This is a genomic window from Belnapia rosea (assembly GCF_900101615.1).
Taxonomy (GTDB): Bacteria; Pseudomonadota; Alphaproteobacteria; order Acetobacterales; family Acetobacteraceae; genus Belnapia; species Belnapia rosea.
Genome location: NZ_FMZX01000028.1, coordinates 1 through 21,942, shown reverse-complemented (window position 1 = coordinate 21,942; position 21,942 = coordinate 1). Strand labels below are relative to the sequence as shown.

The window sequence follows — 21,942 nt, the reverse complement described above, 5'->3', positions numbered from 1 at the left end:
TGCGAGGATCGGCTGCCGGCGGCCCCATCACAAGCGCCGGGCGGGCGGTTCGACGCGCCCGCCCCGGCTCAGCCGCAGGCCTGGTCGCGGACCCGCTCGGGGGGAAGCGTCACCCGGGCGGTCGTGCCCACCCCGAGGGCACTGTCCAGCATGAGGGTGCCGCCATGCGCCTCCGCCAGCCCCTTGGCGATGGGCAGGCCGAGGCCGATGCCACCGGCAGCCCGCGCATGGCCGCCATCGATCTGCTGGAACGGCTCCAAGGCCCGGGGGATGTCCTCCGCCCGCATGCCGATGCCGTGGTCCTGGACGGTGAAGCAAGCCCCGCCATCCGGCCGGCGGGCCACCGCCACCTCGACGGTGCTGCCTCCTGGGGCGAATTTGACCGCATTGCCGAGCAGGTTCTGCAGCACCTGGCGGAACCGCAGCGGATCGACGAAGACCGCCAGGGGCTCGTCCAGCCGGTTGACCTGCACCGCGACATCGCGTGTCCGCGCCACGCCGACAACCAGGCTCGCCGTCTCGTTCAGCACCTGCTCGGCCGGCAGCCATTGCGGCGAGAGGCGCGGCAACGCCTGCTCGAGGCTGGAATAGTCGAGGATGCCGTCGATCAGCGCCAGCAGGTGCTTGCCGGCATCGAAGATGTGGCCCGCATAGCGCTGCGACGCCGCCGGCGCCAGGTTGTAGCGGGATTCCGGGGCCATCATCTCGGAGAAGCCGATGATGGCGGTCAGCGGCGTCCGCAACTCATGGGTCAAGGTGGCGAGGAAGCGGCTGCGCGCCTCGCTCGCCCGCTCCGCCGTGGCCTTGGCGGCGCGCAATTCCGTCTCCGCCTGCTTGCGCAGCAGCACGTCGATATAGACCGAGAGGGCACCCTCGATGAGCTCCTGGTCACCCGGCTCGTAGGGCCGGCTCACATTGCTCTCGGACCGGTTGCCGAGGATGAGCGCATGCCCGGTCGAGCGGTCATAGGCCCAGAGGACGTAGGGCAGGCCGAGGATGCTGATCAGCTCATAGGCCGGTGGCTCGAGTGCGGTGCGGGAGGTGGTGAAGAAGAAGGCGGGCGGCGATGCGAGCCGGATGACGGGCGCGGCCGCGGTGCCGATCGCATGCACCACCCGGAAGCAGCACTCATCCTCGGCCTCCTGCCGCAGCAGGGCGGCACCGTCGCACAGCGCGTTCTCGACGATGACCTCCAGCAGGGCGGCACCGATTTCGTCCGGCGTCACCTCCCGGTCGGCCAGCCGGTAGGCCTCGCGGATCAGCTTCGCCACGGTGCGGCTGCGCCGCGCCTCACGGAAGGCCTGGCTCTGCTCCTCCTGCAGGCGCAGCAGCCGGGCGCCGAGGTCGTTGCACTCCCTCCGGTAATAGGCGAGCTCGCGCTCGATCTGTGCGAGCGAGGCCATGGGCGCGCTGGTCGCCATCATGAACGCCTCCGCAGGACCGCCAGTACCCCGGTCCAGTCCAATGACCGGCTTGGTTGATGGGCGAAAGGCGCGACCTCGACGCCGGAATAGAAGCCGAGGAAGGGCAGGTCGCGGTCGAGGCCGTTGCGCACCACCTCCGCCTCCTCGACCGGGGAGCCGCTGCGGGCGCTGGCCCGGCCGGCGCAGTCGATATAGAGGCCGAGAAGGCTGTCCGGGCCGATCAGGCGGCGATTGGCATCCGCCGTGCCGCGCTCGACGGAATCCAGCATCAAGCGGTTGTCGCGGCTCATGATCTGCACCCGGTCCCCCTGGGCAAAGTCCGGCTCGAACAGGGTGACCGAGCCGGTGGCCGGATTGGCGCGAAGGATCAGGCGGTTCACATAGGCATTCTCGTCATGCGGGGCGAAGGGGTCGCCCTGCTTCTGGCCGAGGGTCGCGACCAGCGAGAGCTCCTGCCCGCGCGAGCCGCCGAGGGGCAGGCCGAGCATGGTCTCGATCACCTCGAGCGCCGGGCGGCCGTCCAGCTCATAGACCTCGGCACCCTGGATGCGGGTGATCTCCATGAAGGCGCTGACCGGCCGGCAGCCATGCATGATGACGGTCTCGGCCACGATGCCGGGCGGGAAGACCAGCGCCACCGCCGCATGCTTGGCGATGCCGGCGCCGTCGAAGACCCAGCCGTCGGAGAGGTTCATGTCGGTCAGCAGACCGCCGCCGAACAGGCAGACCGGCTTGTCGCCCAGCCCGATATGGAAGCCCTCCAGGATCCTGCTCGCATGATGCAGCCGGGGTGGGGAGCCGCTGGCGACGCTGTCGAACAGCAGCAGCACGGCGGCATCCTTCGCCGCCACGGCGGCCACGGCCTGGCCCAACTCGGCACCGGCCGCGCGGGCATCGGCGAGCAAGCCCCGCGTCGTCACCGCCTGCGGCATGAGGCTGGGGTCATCGAAGGCGATGAGGCCCAGTTCGAAGCCGCCATAGCCGAAGCCGTCGCGTGCGATCGCCCCGGCGGCCGAGCCGCCGAAGATCGGCACGTTGCCGAATTCCTGGTGCAACGCCGCCTGCATCGCCGCCGGTGCATGGCGGCCGCCGCAGAAGGCCAGCAACAGGCCGGGGGCCACGCTGCCCATCGCCGCGGCGCATTGGCGGACCGCCATATGCGGGTCGGCATGCCGTCCGTAGCCGATCCTCACCAGCCCTTCCGCCTGACTGTGTTTTGCCGGATGCGCCATGGTGGGGCTCTCAAGCATCGCGCCACACCTGGGACAGTCCTGGCTTCATGGCCATCCCAAATGCTCGCGGCAGCTGTTGAAGGCGAGAAAGTTGCACCAGAATGAAGATCCGCCCCATGAGATTGCAATGCCCCTATAAGGCATACATCATAAGTAGAGCAGGATCACAATTCTGTCGTGCGCAGCCCACCATTCCTCACGATTCTGTCATGGCCGGCATGCAGGTCGGGAGTATACCATCCCGTAGCCGCCGTCGCTGGTCCATGACCTGGGTAACGGCCGTGACCAAATCCTCAGGATGGAACGGCTTCAGGAATACCCGCTCCGAGGCAGGCGGCGGACGGCCGATCAACCGTTCCGGACTGCCTGTGACATAGAAGATCTGTACGCCAGGAAGGCGTCGGCGCACCTCCCCCGCCAGGGTAAGGCCATCATCTCCAGGGCCGAGATTGATGTCTGTCACCATCACGTCGATGCGTTGCGTCGGATCAGCCAGGATGACCAGGGCGGCCGAGGAATTATCGGCCTCCTGCAGCGGGCAACCAGCAGCTTCCAGGAAATCCGCAAGTGTCGAGCGAACGATCGGATCATCCTCGACCAGCAACACTGTCATCGGATCCTCCCAGGGGGGATGGGTACGAGTTGTGTACCCCCTGGAGAGAATGCGCCCGACTGAGCAGCTTGCGAGTCTTATGAGACGCGTCCCACGGACAATTTACCCGCATAGGTTGTAGCGTCACTCAACACGCAACTCGCCTCCTTGGCAGTCGGGACGCATGGCTGCGCCGCGAGGCTGGCGAGGTTCTCGTCGATGGCCGCGAACAGGCCCCAATTCTCCACATAGCCGCTCGGGAAGCCGGGGGAGCCCGCCTCCAGGTCGTTCTGGCGGGCATGGATATAGTCGGTCCACCGGCGGGTGGCCGGGCGGCGGTGATGGAAGTCATGGCAGGGTGCATCGCCGACCAGCACGAAGAGGCGGACAGGCAGGTGCAGGGCCAGCATCTCCAGCCACCAGCCAGCCCAGCGCAGCAGCCCCGCGGGGCTCGTCGCCGGCTCCGCCGGGGGCATGGACCCCGGGAAGACACCGGCCGTCGCATGGCACACGAAGGCACGGTCGCGCACCGCCATCACCGCGGGCTCCGGGAAGCGGTGCTCGCAGAGGATGCGGAGCACGGTCGCCGCCTGCAGCAGCACCGTCACCGGCAGCACCCAGGCGAGGAAGAAGGCCACGCCCTGGCCAATGGCGAGGGCGCCGAGGATGGCTCCGCCCCAGGCAAGCCGCCCCGTCCAGTCATGCGCCCGGTCGCCGGTGAACAGGCTGGCGCGGATGCGACGCTGCAGGAAGCGGCCATGAAAGGCAGGCGAGACGAGGCTGAACGCGACCTGCCGCCAGAGCTGGCGCTTCGGCCGGCCCGCCTCCAGCTCGCAGAGGCCAAGCACGAAATTGGCGAACTCATCCTCCTCGGTCAGCAGCTTCTTCGGGCTGTGATGCAGCATGTGCTCGTGCTGGTAGTCCTCGAAGCGCTTGAACAGCAGCAATGCGGAGACGAGGCGGCCAACCCGCCGGTTGGCCTCGCGCTCGCGGAACACGGTGCCATGCGCACAGTGATGGAAGACGACCACCTGGAAGAGGCCCAGCCCGCAGCTCGTGGCCAGCCAGCCGAGCGGCATCAGCAGCCAGGCGAGGACCGACGCATCGCCGAGCAGCAGCGGCACGAGGCTCAGGCCGCAGCCGCCGAAGGTCCAGAGAAGGGCGCGGATGACGAAGGCCGTACCGGGCCTGTCGATGCTCGCCTCGCCCGGGGCGGGGCGGGCCGTGAGCCAGGTCAGGAATGGCTGCAGCGGGGCGGGCAGGCGTTCCGCCATGGCCGTCCGGGGATCATTCAGGCGGGAAACCTGGAGACAGGCCGAGTCAGGCAGCGGAGACGAGCTGGTAAAAATCATTCGTTGCACTCCTTGTAGGCGAAGTAGCTATAGCGTGCTTCGCGCATAAGGAATGAAGCGGCCATGACATGCGGCCGCTCAACCGGCCCGCGGACGGGCCAGCAACAAATACGATTTCGTTACGTGGTATTCAGGCGTTACTGTGCCCTGACGGGCTCAGCCTGCACTGCCGTCATTTCCCAGCAGGGCCTGACACAGTGCGGCGTCGAGGTCGTCGAGGTCGAATGGCTTGCGCAGCGTCGGCCAGGTCACGCTCTGATACGAGGTGTAGCCCGTCACGAAGATGACCTTCAGGGACGGACGCATCACCAGCGCCTGCTCCGCCAGGGCCGGGCCATCCAGACCCGGCATGCGGACATCGGTAACCAGGACCTCGATCTCAGGATGCCGCTCGATCTGCCGGATAGCCGGCTCGCCACCCAGGGCCTCGCGCACCGCCATCCCGAGCGAGGCGCAATACTCGGACAGGATCTCGAGGATCAGCGGCTCGTCATCGACGACGAGGACGCAGCGTCCGGTCAGCGGGGCTTCGGCTCCCTGCCGGAAGGCCGGAGCCGGCGCCCCGGTCCCGGCTCCCGGCCCCGGGGGAGATCCAGGCCCGGCTATCGGGCCGAGCCGGCTCAGGGCGTAAGTGATAGCCATTCTCATATTGTAGGAAGGCCGCCCGGGTTCGGCCAGCACTGCACGCTGCCGCTGGCCATCACGCCACCCGCTCCCCCGGGGGTACCGCCTCGGCGGCGGAGGGCCGCGCCCGCGGCAGCCAGAGGGTTACCCGCGTGCCTTGCCCGAGGCGGCTGCTCAGTTGCGCCGTCCCGCCGGATTGCCGGGCGAAGCCATAGACCTGCGACAGGCCGAGCCCCGACCCGCGGCCAACATCCTTGGTGGTGAAGAAAGGCTCGAAGGCGCGGGCCAGCACATCCTCGGGCATCCCGGTTCCGGTATCCGACAGGCTCAGGGCAACATAGTCGCCGGGCACCAGCCCGGCCCGCAGGCGCTCCGGCAGCGTATCGGACGCCACATTGGCGGCGCCAATGGTCAGCGTGCCCCCGTCGGGCATGGCATCCCTGGCGTTGATGGCGAGGTTCAGCAGCGCGACCTGCAACTCGGACAGATCCGCCAGCACCGGCCAGACCCCCGGCGCGATCCGCACCTCGATGCGGATGCGGCCGCCCAGGGTCCGGGACAGCATGGTCTCCACGACATCAGGCAGCATCGCCGCCAGGTCCACCGTCTCCGGCCGCAAGGGCTGCTCCCGCGAGAAAGCCAGGAGGCGGCGGGTAATGTCGGAGCCGCGCCGCACCGCCTCCGCCGCGCTGCGCGCGAGCCGCAGCAGCACCTCATCCCCGGTCCGGCGGATGAGAAGCTGGAGATTGCCGGAGATGACCATCAGCAGGTTATTGAAATCATGGGCGACGCCGCCGGTGAGCTGACCCATCGCCTCCAGCCGCTGCCCGCGCCGCAGCACCTGCTCCGCCTGGACGCGGGCGGTGACGTCCTGCAGGGTGGCGATGGCGAGGCCCGCCAGCCCATCGCGGTCCTCGACCGGGGCGGCGCTCAATTCGAGATGCAGCGCCACGCCATCGGCCCGGCGGTGGAGCAGCGCCTCGCGCTCCAGCCGCTCGCCCCCGCGGAGGGCGCCGGCAAGGGCATCCCCGGTGGCCGCCAGGGCATCGAGCGCCGCATCGTCGAGGCGCTGGCCAAGGATGCGCTCCGCCTCGGGATTGACGAGGAGGACGCGTCCGGACAGCAGCTCGGTGACGACGACGCCGACCGGCATCCGCTCGAGCACGGCCCGCAGCCGCTCCTCGCTGCGGCGCAGGGCCTCCGCCTCGCGCAGCGCCATCGCCTCGATGCGCCGGTCCACCATGGCGGCGGCCAGCGCCATGGCCAGCAGCAGGAGGGTGCAGGCGGCGATGCCGATCGCCAGCGCATGGGCGGGGATCTCGGCCGGCCGGGCAGGCGGCCCCTCCATCGGCAGGAAGGTAACGGCGGCCATGGCGATGTAGTGCATCCCGGCGATCGCCAGGCCGAGCGCCAGGGCTCCGAGCGCCAGGGCCGGTGCGGCCCGGTCATTGAGGGCGAGGAACAGCGCCAGGGCCGAGGCGCCGACCGCCACGGCGACCGAGCCCGCCACCAGCAGCGGGTCATAGCTCGGCATGGCGGCCATGCGCATCGCGGCCATGCCGAGGTAATGCATGAGGCAGATGCCGAGCCCCATGGCGAGGGCGGCGCAGGCGATGCGCCCGCGCCCGGGCGCGATCACCGCAGGCCCCGCCACCAGCGCGTAGCCAACCCCCGTCGCGCCGATGGCGAGCAGCAGGGAGACGACCGTCAGCCGCACCTCGTACCGCACGGGCAGGCCAAGGTCATAGGCGAGCATGGCGACGAAATGCATCGACCAGATCGACCCGCCCGTCGCCACCGCCGCCCCGGCCAGCCACCAGAGGCGCACCGGGCCCCGGTTCGCCCGCACCCGGTGGAACAGGTCCAGCGCGGTCCAGGAGCCGAGAATGGCGATGAGGATCGATACCGCGACCAGGACCGGCTCATGCGCGCTGTGCAGTGGGTGCATCGCAAAAGGGACCGGATCTCTCACCTGATATGCTACCGCCGATGTAGCCACAGGGTGGCGCAGGCGCGCAAGCCAGCCTGACCGCCCAAGGCTTCCGTTACGCCCGGCGGAGGCTCCGGCAGACCTGGCACCCGTCCGGTCAACGGCCGCAGGCGATCGCATACGGCACGGTGCGAGGCGGAGGATGCCCGGACTTTCCGTCCTTGGGCCCTAAGCTCGCTGCCGGACGGCACCTGATGCCGAACAATGCCGCTCGGCGTCATCAGTGGGGCTGGAATGAGGGCAGGCGCATCGCGGCGCTGACATCGGTACGGCCCAGACCCGTCCATTCATCCAGCACCGAGCCCACATCCAGGGCGATGCCTCCGCGCGCCTTGATCACGTCGCAATAGACCTTCCCCAGATATCCGGCGCCGACCAGAAACACCGAGCCTTGCGATGGCACGGTTATGCTTTTCACCATGTCCCGGTAGGCTTCCGGGAAATGGGAAACACCGCCCTCGCCGTCACCAACCTTGAAGGAGTGGTGCGATGGTATCTTAAAGAAGGACGTACGCCTGATATCGAAGGTCTTACGGAGCGCATCGCCGACATCCGTGTGATAAACGATGCCCAGAAACGGAAGCCCTTTCAGTATCTCGTTGAAGCCTCCCTTGCGGCTGACGCCACGGAAGGCAAAGGTATCGAAAAAGTCCTCCGCCTTGAGGTGATGAGCGATCCTGGCGCCGTTGACCAACGCACTCGCAAATCCCACATAGCCATTCAGCTTTTCAGTCGTCGCTTCCTGGCTGAAATGGATTGCCGTCGGCAGCCCCACGCCATCCGCATTCCTGAGCGATGCCTCGAGCAGGCGCCGCAATTCGGTCATGACACCCTGGAACGCCATGCCAGGCTCATCACACCCCAATATCTGCTCCGCCCTGTCCAGGACATAGGGCCCGAACTGATAGCGGATGACCTCATGCAGGATTTCCGCCCCGCTGAGCCAGTCCGGATACGCAAAAATTCGACCCTCGCCGTCACCGAACCTTATGAAGCTCGCAGGTTCCATCCGCTGGATGTGAGAGCGTATGCGGCCCACCAGATGGCCGGTGTTGTTCCAGGGATCGGTCGAAAACGGCGCCGGCCAGAATTTGGCCGCGAAACTCCGGCCCGCCTCGATAAAGGAGATTTTCGGTGCGGCATTCGCCGGCCGGACCGATAATGTCACCTCAGCCAAATATATGCCGATCCGGCGGACATCGGGCGATTCACCGGCTTCCGCGGGAGAAGGCGCATCATCGGTCAGGATGTGGATACGCAGCCCTTCCGGCCGAACCACATCCAAGGGGATGCCTATCTTGTAGGTCCGGACCTTCTGCAAATACGCGTAATGCGTAGAGGCAACCACCCCATCCACCACGAAGACGAAGCGCCGGCATCCCTTCGACTTCGGGACAAATGCACACAGGGCAAAATTCAATTCCAGCTCGGTGCCGGGGGATTGGACATGAGTTCCCTCGGCCAGCTTTATCGTCAAGGAGCATCCCGAGCCGATGGACCAGCATGGCAGGGATGTTGCGCTCTCCCAACCCTGCTCCAACCTCAAGGCTTCAATGCGCGGCATGCCCACCGATGATCCCTTCCCGCGTCGAGACTGGCAGCATTGGATTTCAAGTTTTCATGCGAACTGGGCATCCGTCTGGCGAGTTCGCCACCGGACGCAGGATCATCCCGGCTCACAGGACACGTGCCGCTTCGCTGACCGCGACGAAGATGTGATATAATGTACTGGCAGGGATCGGGCCGGGCAGCGCTCGTGCCTCCTGGTCGAGTTGGTCAACCCATCCGGCTTCGATCGGCTGCCGCAGGTAGTACCGGTCCAGCGCAGCCAATGCGGCCTGCGCCCGTTCGGCCGCGCCCAGGCCGCCGAGTTCCACCTCCGACAGCCAGGCCTTCGCCAACTCCGTCTGCAGCCAGGTCCGCCGTGTCCCGCGATGCGTGCCGCCGTCTCGCAAGGCCTCATCGACCAGCAGACCCGTGGCCGGGTCCGCCCAGCGCAGGGCGGTCTCCAGCAAGGCGCCGGCAATCGGGCTTCGTGGCAGACCGGCCAGCGCCTCGTGCCGGCGCAGCAGCCAGACCCATTCGGCATGATGCCCGGGCTCCAGGATCGCCCCCGCGAGACCCGGCGCCGGCGCCCAGTCATCGGTGAAGTACTCGCCGAGGCTTCGCGTCACCGGGTCGTACAGCCTGGTCTCGAACAGGGCCCGATGGCGGGCGGCGCGTTCGGCCGCACCGGGGAAGCCCACCTCCATCAGCGCCAGCATCGCCTCGTACCAGTGCATCTGCGGGTTCTGCCGGCGCGGCAGGCTGGCCGGCACGCCCTCCAGCAGGCTGCCATCCGCCGCGGTCATCTCCGCATCGACGAAGCCGAGCACAGCCTCCAGCGCCTGCCGGACGCGCGGCTCGCCCGTCGCCCGCAGCAGCCACGCGAAGGCCAGGACGAGGAAGGCGTGGTCATAGGCATCACGCAGCGGGTTCTCCACCCGCCCGTCCGGGCCGAAGCTGTGGATGAAGCCGCCTCGCCCGTCCGGCGCATGGGCGATCTCCACCAAGCCGTCACAGGCCCGCAGCGCCAGCCCTGCCCCGTCCGGATACCAGCCCAGCACCGAGGCATGCGCATAGACATAGATCTGCCGCGCCTGCACGCGCACCCGCCGCGTCGCCGCGTGATCGGGCGTGCCGTCGGGCAGCAGCCGCTCCTGGAACAGGCCGGTCCCGGCATCGCGCCCCTGCTCGGCCCAATAGGGCAAGGCCAGGTCACGCATCCAGGCGATCAGATTGCCGTGCCCCATCGGACCATACTCCCAAACTGCACTGAAGCCGGAGGCCGGGACGCCCCGGCCGGGAGGCGACATCATGCTGCCTGTGCGGCGAAGATGAAGTTCCCGGGCCCCAGATAGCCGAACTCCTCCGACCAGTAGAGACAAGCCTTGGCGTTGGCGAAGCCGCCATCCAGAAGCTGCGGTATCAATGACCAGTCGCACGGACGGTCGGGACCCGCAGCCTCGCCCGGCGCGGCGCGAGGATCGAAGGCAGCCGTGAACACGAACTGCCCGCCGCTGACCAGGATCCGCCTGAGCATGGCGAAGAGGTCCTTGACCGCCGTCGCCCTGGTCAACTGGTCCGCCGACAGGATCAGGTGGTAGTCCGGGTTCTTCAGGCCATCCCGCTCCCGCGCGGCCTGCAGCAGGGCGCCCGGCCCGCTGACGAGCCTTGCCGAGCAGGTCTGCAGCACGGGCTGCATGGCCGCCATGTCGCCAAGGCCAAGAACCCGCATCCAGGGCTCGAGGGCACCGGTGTCCAGGACATAATGCAGGAGCGCGCGCTGCCGGTTGATCAGCCGCCGGTCGCAGCTGCACATCATGCCCTCGCGCCAGTTGGGCACCCGCCCCGCTGCCGTGGCTTCGCCACCATCCGTATGGGAGGTGAACTCGGCCTCCTCCAGGCACAGCCCGCATGTCCCGTCCAGGACGACCCGGTCCGATCGTGACGCCAGCGACTGTTCATGGAGCCACCGGTCGGCCATCAGCCGCTCGTTCTCCTTCAAGTAGCTCTCGAATTCCTCCCTGCTGCGGAACTCGGCGGCCCGGAACGGTGCGGTGGAGCAGGCCGATAGCCGGGCATCACCGGACATGCGCAACCTCGCCCGTCCCCTGGCTCGGCTGAAACGCCATCCGAGGTGCCTGCCACCGCACGATCCTCGCATCCAGCGCGGAGGCCCGCTGCAGGAAGTCCGTCCACATGGCGCCGCCATCGAGCCCGACATCGAAGCCGCCGCAATCCTCGAACAGGGCCCGCTCGCAGAGGACCATCAACCCGTGGCGCTGCAGGGGACCAGGCTCGCCGGGAGGGCCAGCCTGGGCCGCGGCGGCATCGATATAGACGGTCCCCGCCGCGGCCTCGCTGCAAGCCTCCATCAGGCCGGCGGTGGCAAGGCGCCCGGGCCAGGCGAAGGCGAGCCATCTGCCACGGGCGGACAGGGCCGCAGCGTTGAGGGCGTCGGCATGGGACCGGGTTGCTGCCTGGATGACCCGAAGGTGGCGCAGCCGCACGGGCAGCAGCAGGTCCGATGGTTCGGCGCCGTCCCCGGTCAGCAGGAATTCAGCCCCCAACGGGCGCAGCAGGCGGGCCGCCAAGGTCAGGACCCGGTCGAGGCCGAGCCCATCCCAGGACCGGGCGGCCGGGCCACGAGGCACCAGGATGCTGACATGCGGCCGGTCGGCATGGAACAGATCGGCCAGCGGGATCTCCCGCAACGCCTCGAGCGACGAGGCCATGCCGATGCCGGACGCCGCCCCGGACGGGCGTCCTCGGCCGCGCGACAGGTGCCGGAAGGTCTGGCCCAGCCGGCACAGGGGCCCGGCGATGTCGCGGATGCCGTGCCGCGCCACATTGGCTGCCCGTCCCGAGGCCGCATCCAGCGCAGCCTCGGCCTGGAGCAGCCTCGCCTCGAGCGGCAGGGCGATGAAGGGCTGCGGGCGGAGGATGCGGCCGATGGTCTGCCGCAGGCGCCGCTCCCTGACCTCGATCACGACGCCGCCCGGATGCTCCGCGATCACCTCGCCCAGGGAGAAGATAAAGCCGCAATAGCCATCGCAACCCGTCAGCTCGCGCAGGTCGGTCCTCATCCGGGCCGCCTTCGTCGAGGCCAGGACCCCCCCATTGACCACGAGGTCGACCAGCGCACGCTCGGCCGGAGCATCCGGGTACCAGCACCACCCCTCGATGTTGCGCTCGAACAGGAGCTCGGCCTGGCCGATGCAGGCCGGCATGGGCGGCGCCATGGCAGCCGGGGGATTCCGGTCAGGCATCCAGCAGGCCCAGCCGCTTGCGATAGCCCTTCTCGATCGCCTCCGAGAGTTGCCGCTTGCCCATGGCGAGCGAGAACTGCTCGCGCACCAGGTCCTGGCCCGCGTCCGACAAGGCCTGCCAGAGCAGGCGGTCGTCATAGACCCGGAGCAAGGCTGCGGCGAGCGCCTCCGGCGTGTCGGCCACCACCACATGCCGGTCCGCCTCCAGCCCTGCCCCCTCCACGCCGATGGCGGTGGAGACAACCGGCAGGCCGTAGGAGAGCGCCGACATCACCTTCCCCTTGGCACCGGCGCCGGCGCGCAGCGGGCAGGCAAAGACGCGGGACCTGTCGAAGACATCCGCCAGGTCGTCCACCATGCCGGTCACGATGATCCGGTCGCTCGCAAGCTGCAGCAATTCCGCCGTCGGGTTGGCGCCGGCGATGATGAAGCGGATCTCCGGCCGCTCCGCATGGATGAGCGGAAGCACCTCGCGGACGAAGAAGAAGACTGCATCCACATTGGGTGGATGGCGGTAGCCGCCAAGGAAGCAGATGTCGCGCCGCGCCTCGAAGGGGGTCGTGGTGCCGGCCACCTCCGACATCAGCGGCCAGACCGTGACCGGCGCCTCCGGCACCTCCTGCGCCAGGATCTCCGCCTCGACCGTCGAATGGGTGATGGTGCAGTCGCTCTCCCGCACCATGTCGAATTCGAGGACCTTCAGGTTCTCGGCCGCCTGCAGGGCTGCCGTGTCGCCGTCCAGCCTCGCCTGCCGCTGCTGGCGCAGGTAGTGCAGGTCGGACACATGGAACAGCACCAGGGCCTGCGGGGCGAGCCGGCGGATCGCGGGCAAGGCCTTGTGCAGGACGTTGACGCGGTAGACCATGACGATGTCGAAGAGGCTGCCGTAGCGGCCCAGGTAGTTGTCCAGGCCGACATCGAAGGGCGCATAGAAGCATTCCACGCCCTCGCGCTGCATGCACGGCGTGTAGCGCGGATCGAAGAGCCAGTTATCTTCCGGAGCGAAGCAGACCTTGTACCCCACGGCCTGCGCACAGCGCTGCGCCATGACGATCTGCGCGGAACCGGCATCCTGATCCGGTGTCGGCGTCACCGCGTCGATGAACAGTATGCGCTTGCGGACATGGCGCTCCCGCTCGAGATAGGGCGCCTCCGCGTTCCGGCGGAAATTCTCGAACCGGTCGCGCCAGCGCAGGAAGAGCTTGCGCAGGTTCGTCACCTGATAGGCCTTCACGCCGCCCGAGGTGCTGGTACCGGATGTCCTGCCCTCATAGTGGACGACACGGGAGCGGGGCTGGAACCACACCTCCAGCCCGCGCGAGATCACCCGCTGGCAGAGATCGACATCCTCCGCATAGGCCGGGGCGTAATGCGGGTCGAAGCCACCAAGCTCGTCCCAGACATCCTTCCGCAGGACGACGGAGCAGCCCGAGATGTAGTCGACCTGGCGGGCGAAGCAGTAGCGCGGGTCGTTCGGATCGTCGTTGCGGCCGTAATTCCAGGCCCCGCCGTCGCGCCAGACTATGCCTCCGGCCTCCTGCAGCGAGCCATCCGGATACAGCATCTTGGAGCCGACCAGCCCGGCCCGCGGGAACAGGCTGAACCCGTCGATCAACTCGTCCAGCCACTCATCCACCACGCGGGTGTCGTTGTTGAGCATGAGGACGTAGCGGCCCTTCGCCAGCGCGCCGCCCGTGTTGCAACTCTGGATGAAGCCGCCATTCCTCTCCTGCCGGTGGAAGCGGACGCCCGCGATATGCGGCACATGCTCCTCGGTCGACCGGTCCGGCGAGCAGTCGTCGATGACGATGACCTCGGCCGAGTAGCGCGAGCGATGCATGAACAGGCTGTGCAGGCAGTTCAGCGTATAGGGAAGCTGGCCGTAGATTGGGATGACGATGGAGACGTCAGGCGCCTCCGCCTCGAGCCTCAGCGCCCGCGGCATGGCGTTGAGCGTCCCGACCGCCCGGCCGAAATCCGGCGCCTGGCCGAGCAGGCCGTGCGCCTCCATGAATTCCAGCCCGGCCTGCGCCGCGAGGATCGCCGCGTCATCCGGCCGGCGGTCATAGAGGCCGAGCGCCGCAGGGTCCCGCCCCGGCGTCTCGGCAAGCGGCCAGGAGTGCCGCGCCGCAGCGGCATCGAGATGGCTGGCAGCAGCCGGGCCCGCCCCGCCTCGCTCGGCAAGCCGCGCCTTCAGCGCCCGGATCTCGCGGCGCAATTCGAGAGTCCGGTCCTCGACCTTGAGCAGCCTGTTTGCCAGGGCGACGGCGCCCGCGACAGGCCGCTCCACCCTGTCCAGCCCCATCTCCGGCCCGGCGCCGAGGACGCTCACCTCACCAGGGCCGTTGCATTCATGGAGGCCCGAGGCCAGCGCGGGCAGCGGCTCGGACGACCACATCAGGATATGGAAATCAGGCGCCGGTGCGATGACCGGCCGCTGGGCCGTCAGGACCCGGCTCCGTGGGAAGCGGCTGTCCTGAACGATCGCGCCCCTGACCAGGCGGCAGGCGTAACGGGCCGCATGCGCCGCCTCCGGCGCCTCCGGCAATCTCGGCATGTCGCTGAGCGCCACCACCAGATCGCCCGCCGCCAGGGCGGCGGCCGTGATCGGCAGCCGGCAGAACTCCGTCGCACGCCCTGGATCGAGGCAGATCAGCACCTCCCCCTTGGTCCAGCGCCGCCGCGGCGCGCGCCGGATACCGGCAGCGGTGCATAGCGCCTCGCGGCATCCTTCAGCGTCGCCGCCCCAGACCGCCACGGCCTTCCCGTCCAGGATCGGCTGCAGGCAGTTCAGGACGTCTCCGGCCGGGGCCGTATCGATGACGCCAGGGGCGGCGGAGAATCCGTCCATGTCAGCCGGCCCGCTCGAGCGGCTGCGGGGCGTGAACCACCCGCTTCAGCGCCCTCATCCCGATGACCAGGGTGCTGTCCTTCGCGCGTTTCCGCAGCACGGGCGCGCGTTCGGCGGCGAAGATCAGGATGCCTGGTGCGGCCATCAGGGCAGCGGCCACCTCGCCGCCTCTGATGATGGAGACCCCGATCCGCCGAAACATGGAAAGGTCATAGACGTCGTGATCGACGGAGGTGACGTAGACAACCCTGTAGCCCGCATGCTGCAGGTGCAGGGCGGCGGCAAGGTCGTCCTGGGTGTTGCCGGGATGGCCGAGGACAACGGCCTGGGTGCCGTGCCGCAGCGGTACCGTAGCCCCCTCATGGGCGAACCAGCGGCTTCGCAGCAAATCCCCCGCCCGGGAGGGCATCTGCAAGGCCCGCGTCATCCAGCCTTCGCCGGTAAAGCTCGGCTGCAGGGACAGGCTCGCCAGGGGCTGGCTCAATACGGTCCAGCCCTGCCCCCGCATGCGGAAGCAGAGATCGACGATGGCAGCGCCGAGTTCATCGCCATACACGTCATCGAGGCCACCGGCATGGCGCAGGGCAGCGCTGCGGAAACACACCGCCTGATGCGACAGCGCGTGCATCGGCTGCAGCACGGCAAGGTCCGCCCCGGGCTCAGGATGGCCGGACTGCACACAGTCCAGGAGGGTTCCGTCCTGCAGGGTCAGGCCGCCATGCCGCAGCGCGCCATCGGCCTTCACGGCACAGCCGCCGACCGCGCCGGCATTGTCGAAGATCCGCAAGGTGCCGGTTATCTCGTCGATGAAGGTCTCACCGACGATCGCCCGGCCGCTCAGCAGCATCACGAACTCCGCGCGATCCGCCCGCAGCAGCGTCGCCCATTCGGAGCAGAGATCCGCGGCAGCCCGCACATAGCCGACACCCCGCGCGATACCCGGGATCAGGGCGACCTCGTCCACCAGGCCGGTGTCGATGACGAATATGCGGGCAACCGAATCGGCATTCGCGGCCTTGAGCCGCGCGAGGCAGGCATGCAGCTGCCGCAACGGGACGGACGCCTCGATCAGGATGGTCAGCTCGTGCCGCTCCGGCTCGGCGAAGTGGAGCGGCGGGAAGGTGCTCGCGGCCCCCTTCAGGATGGCATCCAGCGTCTGGCCTGCACCCAGATGCCGTCCCTGCGCGATGTTCTGCGACAGACCAGAGAAGAAGTGGCCGATGACCGAGAACAGCTCGGCGTAGGCTGCGTCACCGTTGGGCGCCACCTCCTCCTTCAGCCGCTCCTCGAGAAGGCGGCTGCGGAGTTCCAGCTGCTCGAGCCTTCCATCGAAATCGGCGGTGACCTTGCTCCGCAGGATGAAGGGCGGACAGATGATGGTCCGGGTCGCGGTGTCGATCAGCGTGACCCGCTGCTCCCGCCTGTTGGCGAAAGGGAATTGGCTGAGCGTGAGCTGGAAGGCGTGGTGCCCGTCGCCGATCCCGACCTGCTTCAGGTCGCCCCGGTACAGGCAGGCCAGGGTGCTGCCCATATCCACGCCGTCCACGACGATGGTGACATGGACCCTGGCGCCAGGCGATGTCTCGTCCCAGCACCAGCCTGACACCAGCCCTTCAGGCGTGACCAGGTCGATATGACCCTTCATGGCGCATTCCTCCTCTGACCCGTATCAGTGCAGGACGACTTCGGAACCCCGCGGCAAGGCCGCAGCGCGACATGCCTGGCCCCGGGCAGCCAAAGCCTGAGCCTCCTCAAGGACGGCTCCGGGGGTGGTCTTCATCCGGGTGCCTGGACGCGGGCGCCCCACCCGCCCTCCACACCGGAGAACAGTGGCCACCTGTTGTGCGGAGAGCAGACAAGGGCGGCCGACCGGCAGCAGCAGGCCCTACGGCACGTCCCGAAGCAGGATCGAACGGAAGCAGAAGGCCAGCTGGCGCGTATCGGTGCTATCCCGGATCTCGGAAAGCCGGACGCTGTTCGGCATGACCCAGACGCATTTGATGTAGCCAAGCTTGCCGCGCCAGAACACCTGCTCGGGCTCGATCCGCGCGGTCAGCCGCTGGGGACCACCCTCGTTCAGGCACCAGAAGCCCACCCGGAAGCCATTCGCGTAGAGCGTGATATTCTGGCTCGGGCATGTCTCGCCGGTCAGGGGCACACCCTCGACCACCAGCTCGAGAGCCCCGCCGCCGGCCTTCACGGCGAGTACGAAGGAGGCCTCGATACCGTCATTCCAGTTGTGGTTGTCCTCGGGCACCGCCCAGCCCGACACCATGCCCTCATCGCCCAGGTCGCCATGGCCGAACAGGCGGCTGACCCCGAGGTCGAACACCGCTCCTGGAGCCGGCTTCTGCCCAGGCCCCGCCGGCAGGGTGCTGGACATCAAGGAAGCACTCATATCGATTTCCCAACAAGATCGACGATGAGCCTCTTTACGCATTCCCGGGCGGACACGGAAGTCGTTTTGATGTCGTACCACAAATTAGGGTCGCTGCCGTAGGCGGCAGCCAGGCTCCAGTCCATGCCGGGCCGTTCATGCTCTCCTGGTCCCGACGCCGAGATGACACGCCCATTAAATCACGATTCGTCCCATTCTCGGGACGCGCCGGCACTCCGAAGCCCCGGCTGCCGCAATGCCTGTCGGGAGCAGGCCTACCGCTCTTGTTCCCGCATATGCATCAGGTACTGGCCGTAGCCGCTTTTGATCAGCGGCTTGGCGATGGTGAGCAGCTGCTCGTCGGTGATGAAGCCGCGGCGCCAGGCGATTTCCTCCGGCGAGGCCACCTTCTGCCCGGTGCGCTTCTCGATGGCGCGGACGAACTCGCCCGCCTCCAGCATGCTGTCGTGCGTGCCGGTGTCGAGCCAGGCATAGCCCCGCCCGAGGCGGGCCACGCGCAGCGTGCCCTCCTCGAGATAGACCCGGTTCAGGTCGGTGATCTCGAGCTCGCCCCGCGGCGAGGGCGAGAGCTTGCGCGCAATGGCCGGCGCCCGGCCGTCGTAGAAGTAGAGCCCGGTTACCGCCCAGTCCGACTTCGGCTGCGCCGGCTTCTCCTCGATCGACAGCGCCCGGCCGTCCGCGTCGAAGGCCACCACGCCGTAGCGCTCGGGGTCCGCCACGCGATAGGCAAACACCGCCGCGCCATGCGCCGCCTGGGCCTCCGCCATCCGCAGGTCGAGCTCATGGCCGTGGAAGATGTTGTCGCCGAGCACCAGCGCCGAGGGCTCGCCGGCCAGGAACTCCTCCGCCAGCACCAGCGCCATGGCGATGCCGTTCGGTTTGTCCTGCACCTGGTAGGTCAGGCGGATGCCCCACTGGCTGCCATCGCCCAGCAGCCGCTCGAAGAGCGGCATGTCATGCGGCGTCGAGATCACCATGATCTCGCGGATCCCGGCCAGCATCAGCACCGAGAGCGGGTAGTAGACCATCGGCTTGTCATAGACCGGCAGCAGCTGCTTCGAGACGGCGAGCGTTGCCGGGTAGAGCCGGGTCCCGCTGCCGCCGGCCAGCACGATGCCCTTCATGGGGTGGTCTCCTTGAGCAGCGCGTCGAGGCAGCGGTCGAGGCCCCGCCGCCAGTCGGCGGCCTGGATGCCGAGGCGCTCCGCCGCGCGGCTGCAGTCGAGGCGCGAGTTGGCCGGCCGTGTGGCCCGGGTTGGGTAGTCGGCGGTGGTGATCGCCGTGAGCTTCGGTGCCGCCTGCCCGCGCGCGGCGGCGCCGGCGAAGATCGCCTCGGCGAAGCCGTGCCAAGTGGTGTAGGGCTGCCCGGTCAGGTGGAACACGCCGAAGCAGTCCTCGCCCGCCGGCGCCGCCGCCAGCCGCGGCAGCAGCGCGATGGCGGCATCAGCGAGGTCGTCGGCGAAGGTCGGCGCGCCGTGCTGGTCGGCGACGACGCGCAGCTCCGGCCGCTCCCGCCCAGAGCGCAGCATGGTCTTGACGAAGTTGTTGCCATGCGCCGAGCAGACCCAGGCGGTGCGGAAGGTCACGCTGCGCGGCTGCGCCAGGTGCAGCAGCAGCTCGCCGGCCAGCTTGGAGGCGCCATAGGCCCCGACGGGGGCCGGCGCGTCGGCCTCGGTGTAGGGGCTGCCCTTGACCCCGTCGAAGACATAGTCGGTCGAGTAGTGGATCACCGGCACCCCGGCCCGCGCCGCCGCCTCGCCGAGCAGCCGCGGCCCGGTGGCGTTCACCGCGAAGGCGGGTGCCCGGTCATCCTCGGCGCGGTCGACGGCGGTATAGGCGGCGGCGTTGATCACCGCCTCCGGCCGGTACCGGGCGAAGGCCGCCTCGACCTGCGCCGCATCCGTCAGGTCGAACCCGGGCGGCTCCAGCCCGGTTGCCTCGTGGCCGGCCGCCGGCAGCCGCGCCAGCAGCTCGGTCGAGACCTGGCCGGTGCGGCCGATGACGAGGACGCGCATCAGCCGGCCGCCCCGGCCATGAGGCCGAGCCGCTCGCCGCTGTACCGCCCCTCGCGCAGCGGCCGCCACCACCACTCATTGGCCAGGTACCAGTCGATGGTCGCCGCGATCCCGGTCTCGAAGCTCTGTTGCTGCCGCCAGCCGAGCTCGCGCTCGATCTTGCTGCAGTCGATGGCGTAGCGCTGGTCATGCCCCGGCCGGTCGGTGACGAACTGGATCAGCCCCCGCCGCGGCGCCGCGCCGGGCCGGCGCTCGTCGAGCAGGTCGCAGATGGTCTGCACCACATCGAGGTTGCGCCGCTCCGCCCGGCCGCCGATGCAGTAGGTCTCGCCGACCTGGCCCTGCTCGACGACCGCGACCAGGGCGCGGGCATGGTCCTCGACATGCAGCCAGTCGCGGATGTTGCTGCCATCGCCATAGACCGGCAGCGGCTTGCCATCGAGCGCGTTGAGGATGATGAGCGGGATCAGCTTCTCGGGGAAGTGGTACGGCCCGTAGTTGTTCGAGCAGTTCGTCACCAGCACCGGCAGCCCATAGGTCTCGTGCCAGGCGCGGACCAGGTGGTCGGAGGCTGCCTTGCTCGCCGAGTAGGGCGAGCGCGGGTCATAGGCCGTGGTCTCGCTGAAGGCCCCGGTCTCACCCAGCGAGCCGAAGACCTCGTCGGTCGAGATGTGGTGGAAGCGGAAGCGCGCCCGCGCCTCGCCCTCCAGCCCGGCATGGTAGCCGCGCGCCGCCTCCAGCATGGAGAAGGTGCCGTTGATGTTGGTCTCGATGAAGTCCGCCGCGCCGGTGATGGAGCGGTCGACATGGCTCTCGGCGGCGAGGTGCATCACCGCATCCGGCCGGAACTCCGCCATGGCGGCGCGCATCCGCGCCGTGTCGCAGATATCCGCCTCGAGGAAGGCGAAGCCGGGCCGCCCCTCGCAGTCGCGGATCGAGCGCCGGTCGCCGGCATAGGTCAGCTTGTCGACCACGAGCACGGTCGCGCCGCGCTCCAGCACCAGGAGCCGGGTGACGGCCGAGCCGATGAAGCCGGCCCCGCCGGTGACGAGGATGCGCATGCCTAGATCCCCCACTCGAAGGCGGGCGGAATGTCGCGCAGCCGCGGCGCGCGGCGGTCCTTGTCGGAGAGCTGCACCGCCTCAGCGTCGAAGGGCCAGGGCAGGGCAAGGTCCGGGTCGTTCCAGGCGATGCCGCGGTCGCACTCCGGGGCGTAGTAGTCGGTGACCTTGTAGGCCACCTCGGTCTCCGGCACGAGCGTGCAGAAGCCATGCGCGAAGCCCACCGGCACATAGAGCTGGTGCCCGTTCTCCGCCGTCAGCTCCGCCGCCACATGCCGGCCATAGGTCGGCGAGCCGCGGCGGATGTCGACGGCCACGTCGAGGATCGCGCCCCGCAGCACCCGCACCAGCTTGGCCTGGCCGTGCGGCGCCAGCTGGAAGTGCAGCCCGCGCACCGTCCCCGCCTGCTCCGAGCGCGAGTGGTTGTCCTGCACGAAGACATCGGCGATGCCGATCGCGGCGAAGTCGCGCGCGCTGTAGCTCTCGACGAAGAAGCCGCGATGGTCACCAAACCGCCGCGACGCCACCAGCACCGGGCCCGCCACCGCGAACCGCGTCGCCGTCTGGTTGCCGCTGCTCGTCATGGGCTGCGGGCCATCCTGCCTGAGGGACACTGACACCGACCTCGCCTCCATGCACCGCCACGCCGCAGCGCGGCGAGTTGTAGCACACGAAAACGCGATCGCAATCCTGAATTACGGCATCCCGCAGGAATATCGTCTATTAATATGTTAGTAAAAATCATAGATGAGAATGTTCCCGACAACTGATTTTAGCAAGATCACCACGAAGTATCCTGCAGACTGCCCGCCCCTATCCATTAATGACTGAGGAAGAGCTTTGTGGCAGCGGCATGTTCTATCTCCATTTTACGCTCGGCTGCCGAGCATGAAAGACTTCGCGGTTTTATAAAATCGGCCTCTCCAGAAGGCCAGCCTTTAGCGATCAACCGGGTTCGGACCGGTAGTGTGTTCTTCCCTGAGGACCAGCCGCCGTCACAGCCCGCCTCCACGCCCAACCCAGACGCCGCCGCATGTTCCAGCCCAGATCCAGGGGCGGAGAAGTCCTCCCGCCGCTTGGCTCCTCACCAAGAGAGGGTGCGCAACGTGGTTTGATCGCGCCCGCTGACCTAATATTCCCTCGCAACCATGCGGCGTTGTATGGACCAGCCCAGCACCACCGCAATTCCTGAAGTCCGGCCTGATGCCGGCATGCTTGGCTGGCACTTCAGCCCTGCAACAGGTTTGCAACAGGAGTATGCGCGATGAGGATTGCAGTTCTCGGGGCTGGCTATGTTGGGCTGGTGTCTGGTGCCTGCTTTGCCGAGTTCGGCATCAATGTCTGCATCGTGGACACTGATCCGGCGAAGGTGGAGGCGCTGCACCGCGGCGTGATCCCGATCTATGAGCCGGGTCTCGACAAGCTGGTGATCGACAACCAGAAGGACGGCCGGCTGAGCTTCACCACCAGCCTCGAGGAGGCGATGGAGGGGGCGGACTGCGTCTTCCTCGCCGTCGGCACCCCGTCGCGCCGCGGCGATGGCCATGCCGACCTGCAATATGTCTTTGCCGCCGCTGAGGGCGTCGCCCGGGC

The 21,942-nt window shown here is 68.4% G+C and carries 18 protein-coding genes; 1 reads left to right on the top strand and 17 read right to left on the bottom strand.

Annotated elements, in window-relative coordinates; translation table 11 throughout:
- Positions 1–68: 68 nt before the first annotated feature.
- The 17 genes from BLR02_RS24570 to rfbC form a co-directional block, all read right to left on the bottom strand.
- Positions 69–1,424 (bottom strand): sensor histidine kinase, encoded by a 1,356-nt coding sequence (locus BLR02_RS24570; RefSeq protein WP_090571395.1) that lies wholly within the window; start codon positions 1,422–1,424, stop codon positions 69–71.
- Entirely contained in the window at positions 1,421–2,617 is a 1,197-nt protein-coding gene (locus BLR02_RS24565; RefSeq protein ID WP_176849800.1) for an FIST signal transduction protein, read from the bottom strand. The genes BLR02_RS24570 and BLR02_RS24565 overlap by 4 nt, the downstream gene beginning before the upstream one ends.
- Before the next feature lie 235 nt (positions 2,618–2,852).
- Positions 2,853–3,269: a response regulator gene (locus BLR02_RS24560; protein ID WP_090571399.1), complete on the bottom strand. Its 417-nt coding sequence runs from the start codon at positions 3,267–3,269 to the stop codon at positions 2,853–2,855.
- A gap of 77 nt (positions 3,270–3,346) precedes the next feature.
- The gene (locus tag BLR02_RS24555) at positions 3,347–4,522 is read right to left on the bottom strand and encodes a fatty acid desaturase (protein ID WP_176849799.1); all 1,176 of its coding nucleotides are present in this window, start codon (positions 4,520–4,522) and stop codon (positions 3,347–3,349) included.
- Between the two features lie 234 nt (positions 4,523–4,756).
- Entirely contained in the window at positions 4,757–5,281 is a 525-nt protein-coding gene (locus BLR02_RS24550; protein ID WP_090571403.1) for a response regulator, read from the bottom strand.
- Between the two features lie 19 nt (positions 5,282–5,300).
- A complete protein-coding gene (locus tag BLR02_RS24545) occupies positions 5,301–7,172 on the bottom strand; it encodes an MHYT domain-containing protein (protein ID WP_176849798.1) in 1,872 nt (623 codons plus the stop codon).
- A gap of 262 nt (positions 7,173–7,434) precedes the next feature.
- Complete coding sequence (locus BLR02_RS24540; protein WP_143018292.1) at positions 7,435–8,778, bottom strand: GT-D fold domain-containing protein; 1,344 nt, start codon at positions 8,776–8,778, stop codon at positions 7,435–7,437.
- 112 nt (positions 8,779–8,890) lie between these two features.
- Positions 8,891–10,006, bottom strand: coding sequence for an AGE family epimerase/isomerase (locus BLR02_RS29780; protein WP_176849797.1), 1,116 nt, complete (start codon positions 10,004–10,006; stop codon positions 8,891–8,893).
- A gap of 62 nt (positions 10,007–10,068) precedes the next feature.
- Complete coding sequence (locus BLR02_RS29775; protein ID WP_176849796.1) at positions 10,069–10,848, bottom strand: hypothetical protein; 780 nt, start codon at positions 10,846–10,848, stop codon at positions 10,069–10,071.
- The gene (locus BLR02_RS24530) at positions 10,838–11,998 is read right to left on the bottom strand and encodes a hypothetical protein (protein WP_090665012.1); all 1,161 of its coding nucleotides are present in this window, start codon (positions 11,996–11,998) and stop codon (positions 10,838–10,840) included. The genes BLR02_RS29775 and BLR02_RS24530 overlap by 11 nt, the downstream gene beginning before the upstream one ends.
- 19 nt (positions 11,999–12,017) lie before the next feature.
- Positions 12,018–14,876 carry a glycosyltransferase gene (locus BLR02_RS24525; RefSeq protein ID WP_090665011.1) on the bottom strand — a complete coding sequence of 953 codons (2,859 nt, stop codon included), beginning with the start codon at positions 14,874–14,876 and terminating at the stop codon, positions 12,018–12,020.
- Position 14,877: 1 nt separating this feature from the next.
- Positions 14,878–16,521 (bottom strand): glycosyltransferase family protein, encoded by a 1,644-nt coding sequence (locus tag BLR02_RS24520; RefSeq protein ID WP_090665010.1) that lies wholly within the window; start codon positions 16,519–16,521, stop codon positions 14,878–14,880.
- A 240-nt stretch (positions 16,522–16,761) separates the two neighbouring features.
- Positions 16,762–17,259 carry a hypothetical protein gene (locus BLR02_RS24515; RefSeq protein WP_143018291.1) on the bottom strand — a complete coding sequence of 166 codons (498 nt, stop codon included), beginning with the start codon at positions 17,257–17,259 and terminating at the stop codon, positions 16,762–16,764.
- A 269-nt stretch (positions 17,260–17,528) separates the two neighbouring features.
- Complete coding sequence (rfbA, locus tag BLR02_RS24510; protein WP_090665008.1) at positions 17,529–18,398, bottom strand: glucose-1-phosphate thymidylyltransferase RfbA; 870 nt, start codon at positions 18,396–18,398, stop codon at positions 17,529–17,531.
- Complete coding sequence (gene rfbD, locus BLR02_RS24505) at positions 18,395–19,288, bottom strand: dTDP-4-dehydrorhamnose reductase (RefSeq protein ID WP_090665007.1); 894 nt, start codon at positions 19,286–19,288, stop codon at positions 18,395–18,397. The genes rfbA and rfbD overlap by 4 nt, the downstream gene beginning before the upstream one ends.
- Positions 19,288–20,349 carry a dTDP-glucose 4,6-dehydratase gene (gene rfbB, locus BLR02_RS24500; RefSeq protein WP_090665006.1) on the bottom strand — a complete coding sequence of 354 codons (1,062 nt, stop codon included), beginning with the start codon at positions 20,347–20,349 and terminating at the stop codon, positions 19,288–19,290. The genes rfbD and rfbB overlap by 1 nt, the downstream gene beginning before the upstream one ends.
- A gap of 2 nt (positions 20,350–20,351) precedes the next feature.
- Entirely contained in the window at positions 20,352–20,933 is a 582-nt protein-coding gene (gene rfbC / locus BLR02_RS24495; RefSeq protein ID WP_090665005.1) for a dTDP-4-dehydrorhamnose 3,5-epimerase, read from the bottom strand.
- A gap of 680 nt (positions 20,934–21,613) precedes the next feature.
- Here rfbC and BLR02_RS24490 point away from each other — a divergent pair.
- On the top strand, positions 21,614–21,942 hold a 329-nt coding region (locus BLR02_RS24490), incomplete at its 3' end, for a 3-hydroxyacyl-CoA dehydrogenase NAD-binding domain-containing protein (RefSeq protein WP_143018290.1).

Bases quoted from the DNA above. Each gene is read 5' to 3' on its own strand.
- BLR02_RS24570 (WP_090571395.1), bottom strand. From the start codon at position 1,424: ATGATGGCGACCAGCGCGCCCATGGCCTCGCTCGCACAGATCGAGCGC.
- BLR02_RS24560 (WP_090571399.1), bottom strand. From the start codon at position 3,269: ATGACAGTGTTGCTGGTCGAGGATGATCCGATCGTTCGCTCGACACTT.
- BLR02_RS24555 (WP_176849799.1), bottom strand. From the start codon at position 4,522: ATGGCGGAACGCCTGCCCGCCCCGCTGCAGCCATTCCTGACCTGGCTC.
- BLR02_RS24545 (WP_176849798.1), bottom strand. From the start codon at position 7,172: ATGCACCCACTGCACAGCGCGCATGAGCCGGTCCTGGTCGCGGTATCG.
- BLR02_RS24540 (WP_143018292.1), bottom strand. From the start codon at position 8,778: ATGCCGCGCATTGAAGCCTTGAGGTTGGAGCAGGGTTGGGAGAGCGCA.
- BLR02_RS29780 (WP_176849797.1), bottom strand. From the start codon at position 10,006: ATGGGGCACGGCAATCTGATCGCCTGGATGCGTGACCTGGCCTTGCCC.
- BLR02_RS29775 (WP_176849796.1), bottom strand. From the start codon at position 10,848: ATGTCCGGTGATGCCCGGCTATCGGCCTGCTCCACCGCACCGTTCCGG.
- BLR02_RS24530 (WP_090665012.1), bottom strand. From the start codon at position 11,998: ATGGCGCCGCCCATGCCGGCCTGCATCGGCCAGGCCGAGCTCCTGTTC.
- BLR02_RS24525 (WP_090665011.1), bottom strand. From the start codon at position 14,876: ATGGACGGATTCTCCGCCGCCCCTGGCGTCATCGATACGGCCCCGGCC.
- BLR02_RS24520 (WP_090665010.1), bottom strand. From the start codon at position 16,521: ATGAAGGGTCATATCGACCTGGTCACGCCTGAAGGGCTGGTGTCAGGC.
- BLR02_RS24515 (WP_143018291.1), bottom strand. From the start codon at position 17,259: ATGTCCAGCACCCTGCCGGCGGGGCCTGGGCAGAAGCCGGCTCCAGGA.
- rfbA (WP_090665008.1), bottom strand. From the start codon at position 18,398: ATGAAGGGCATCGTGCTGGCCGGCGGCAGCGGGACCCGGCTCTACCCG.
- rfbD (WP_090665007.1), bottom strand. From the start codon at position 19,288: ATGCGCGTCCTCGTCATCGGCCGCACCGGCCAGGTCTCGACCGAGCTG.
- rfbB (WP_090665006.1), bottom strand. From the start codon at position 20,349: ATGCGCATCCTCGTCACCGGCGGGGCCGGCTTCATCGGCTCGGCCGTC.
- rfbC (WP_090665005.1), bottom strand. From the start codon at position 20,933: ATGACGAGCAGCGGCAACCAGACGGCGACGCGGTTCGCGGTGGCGGGC.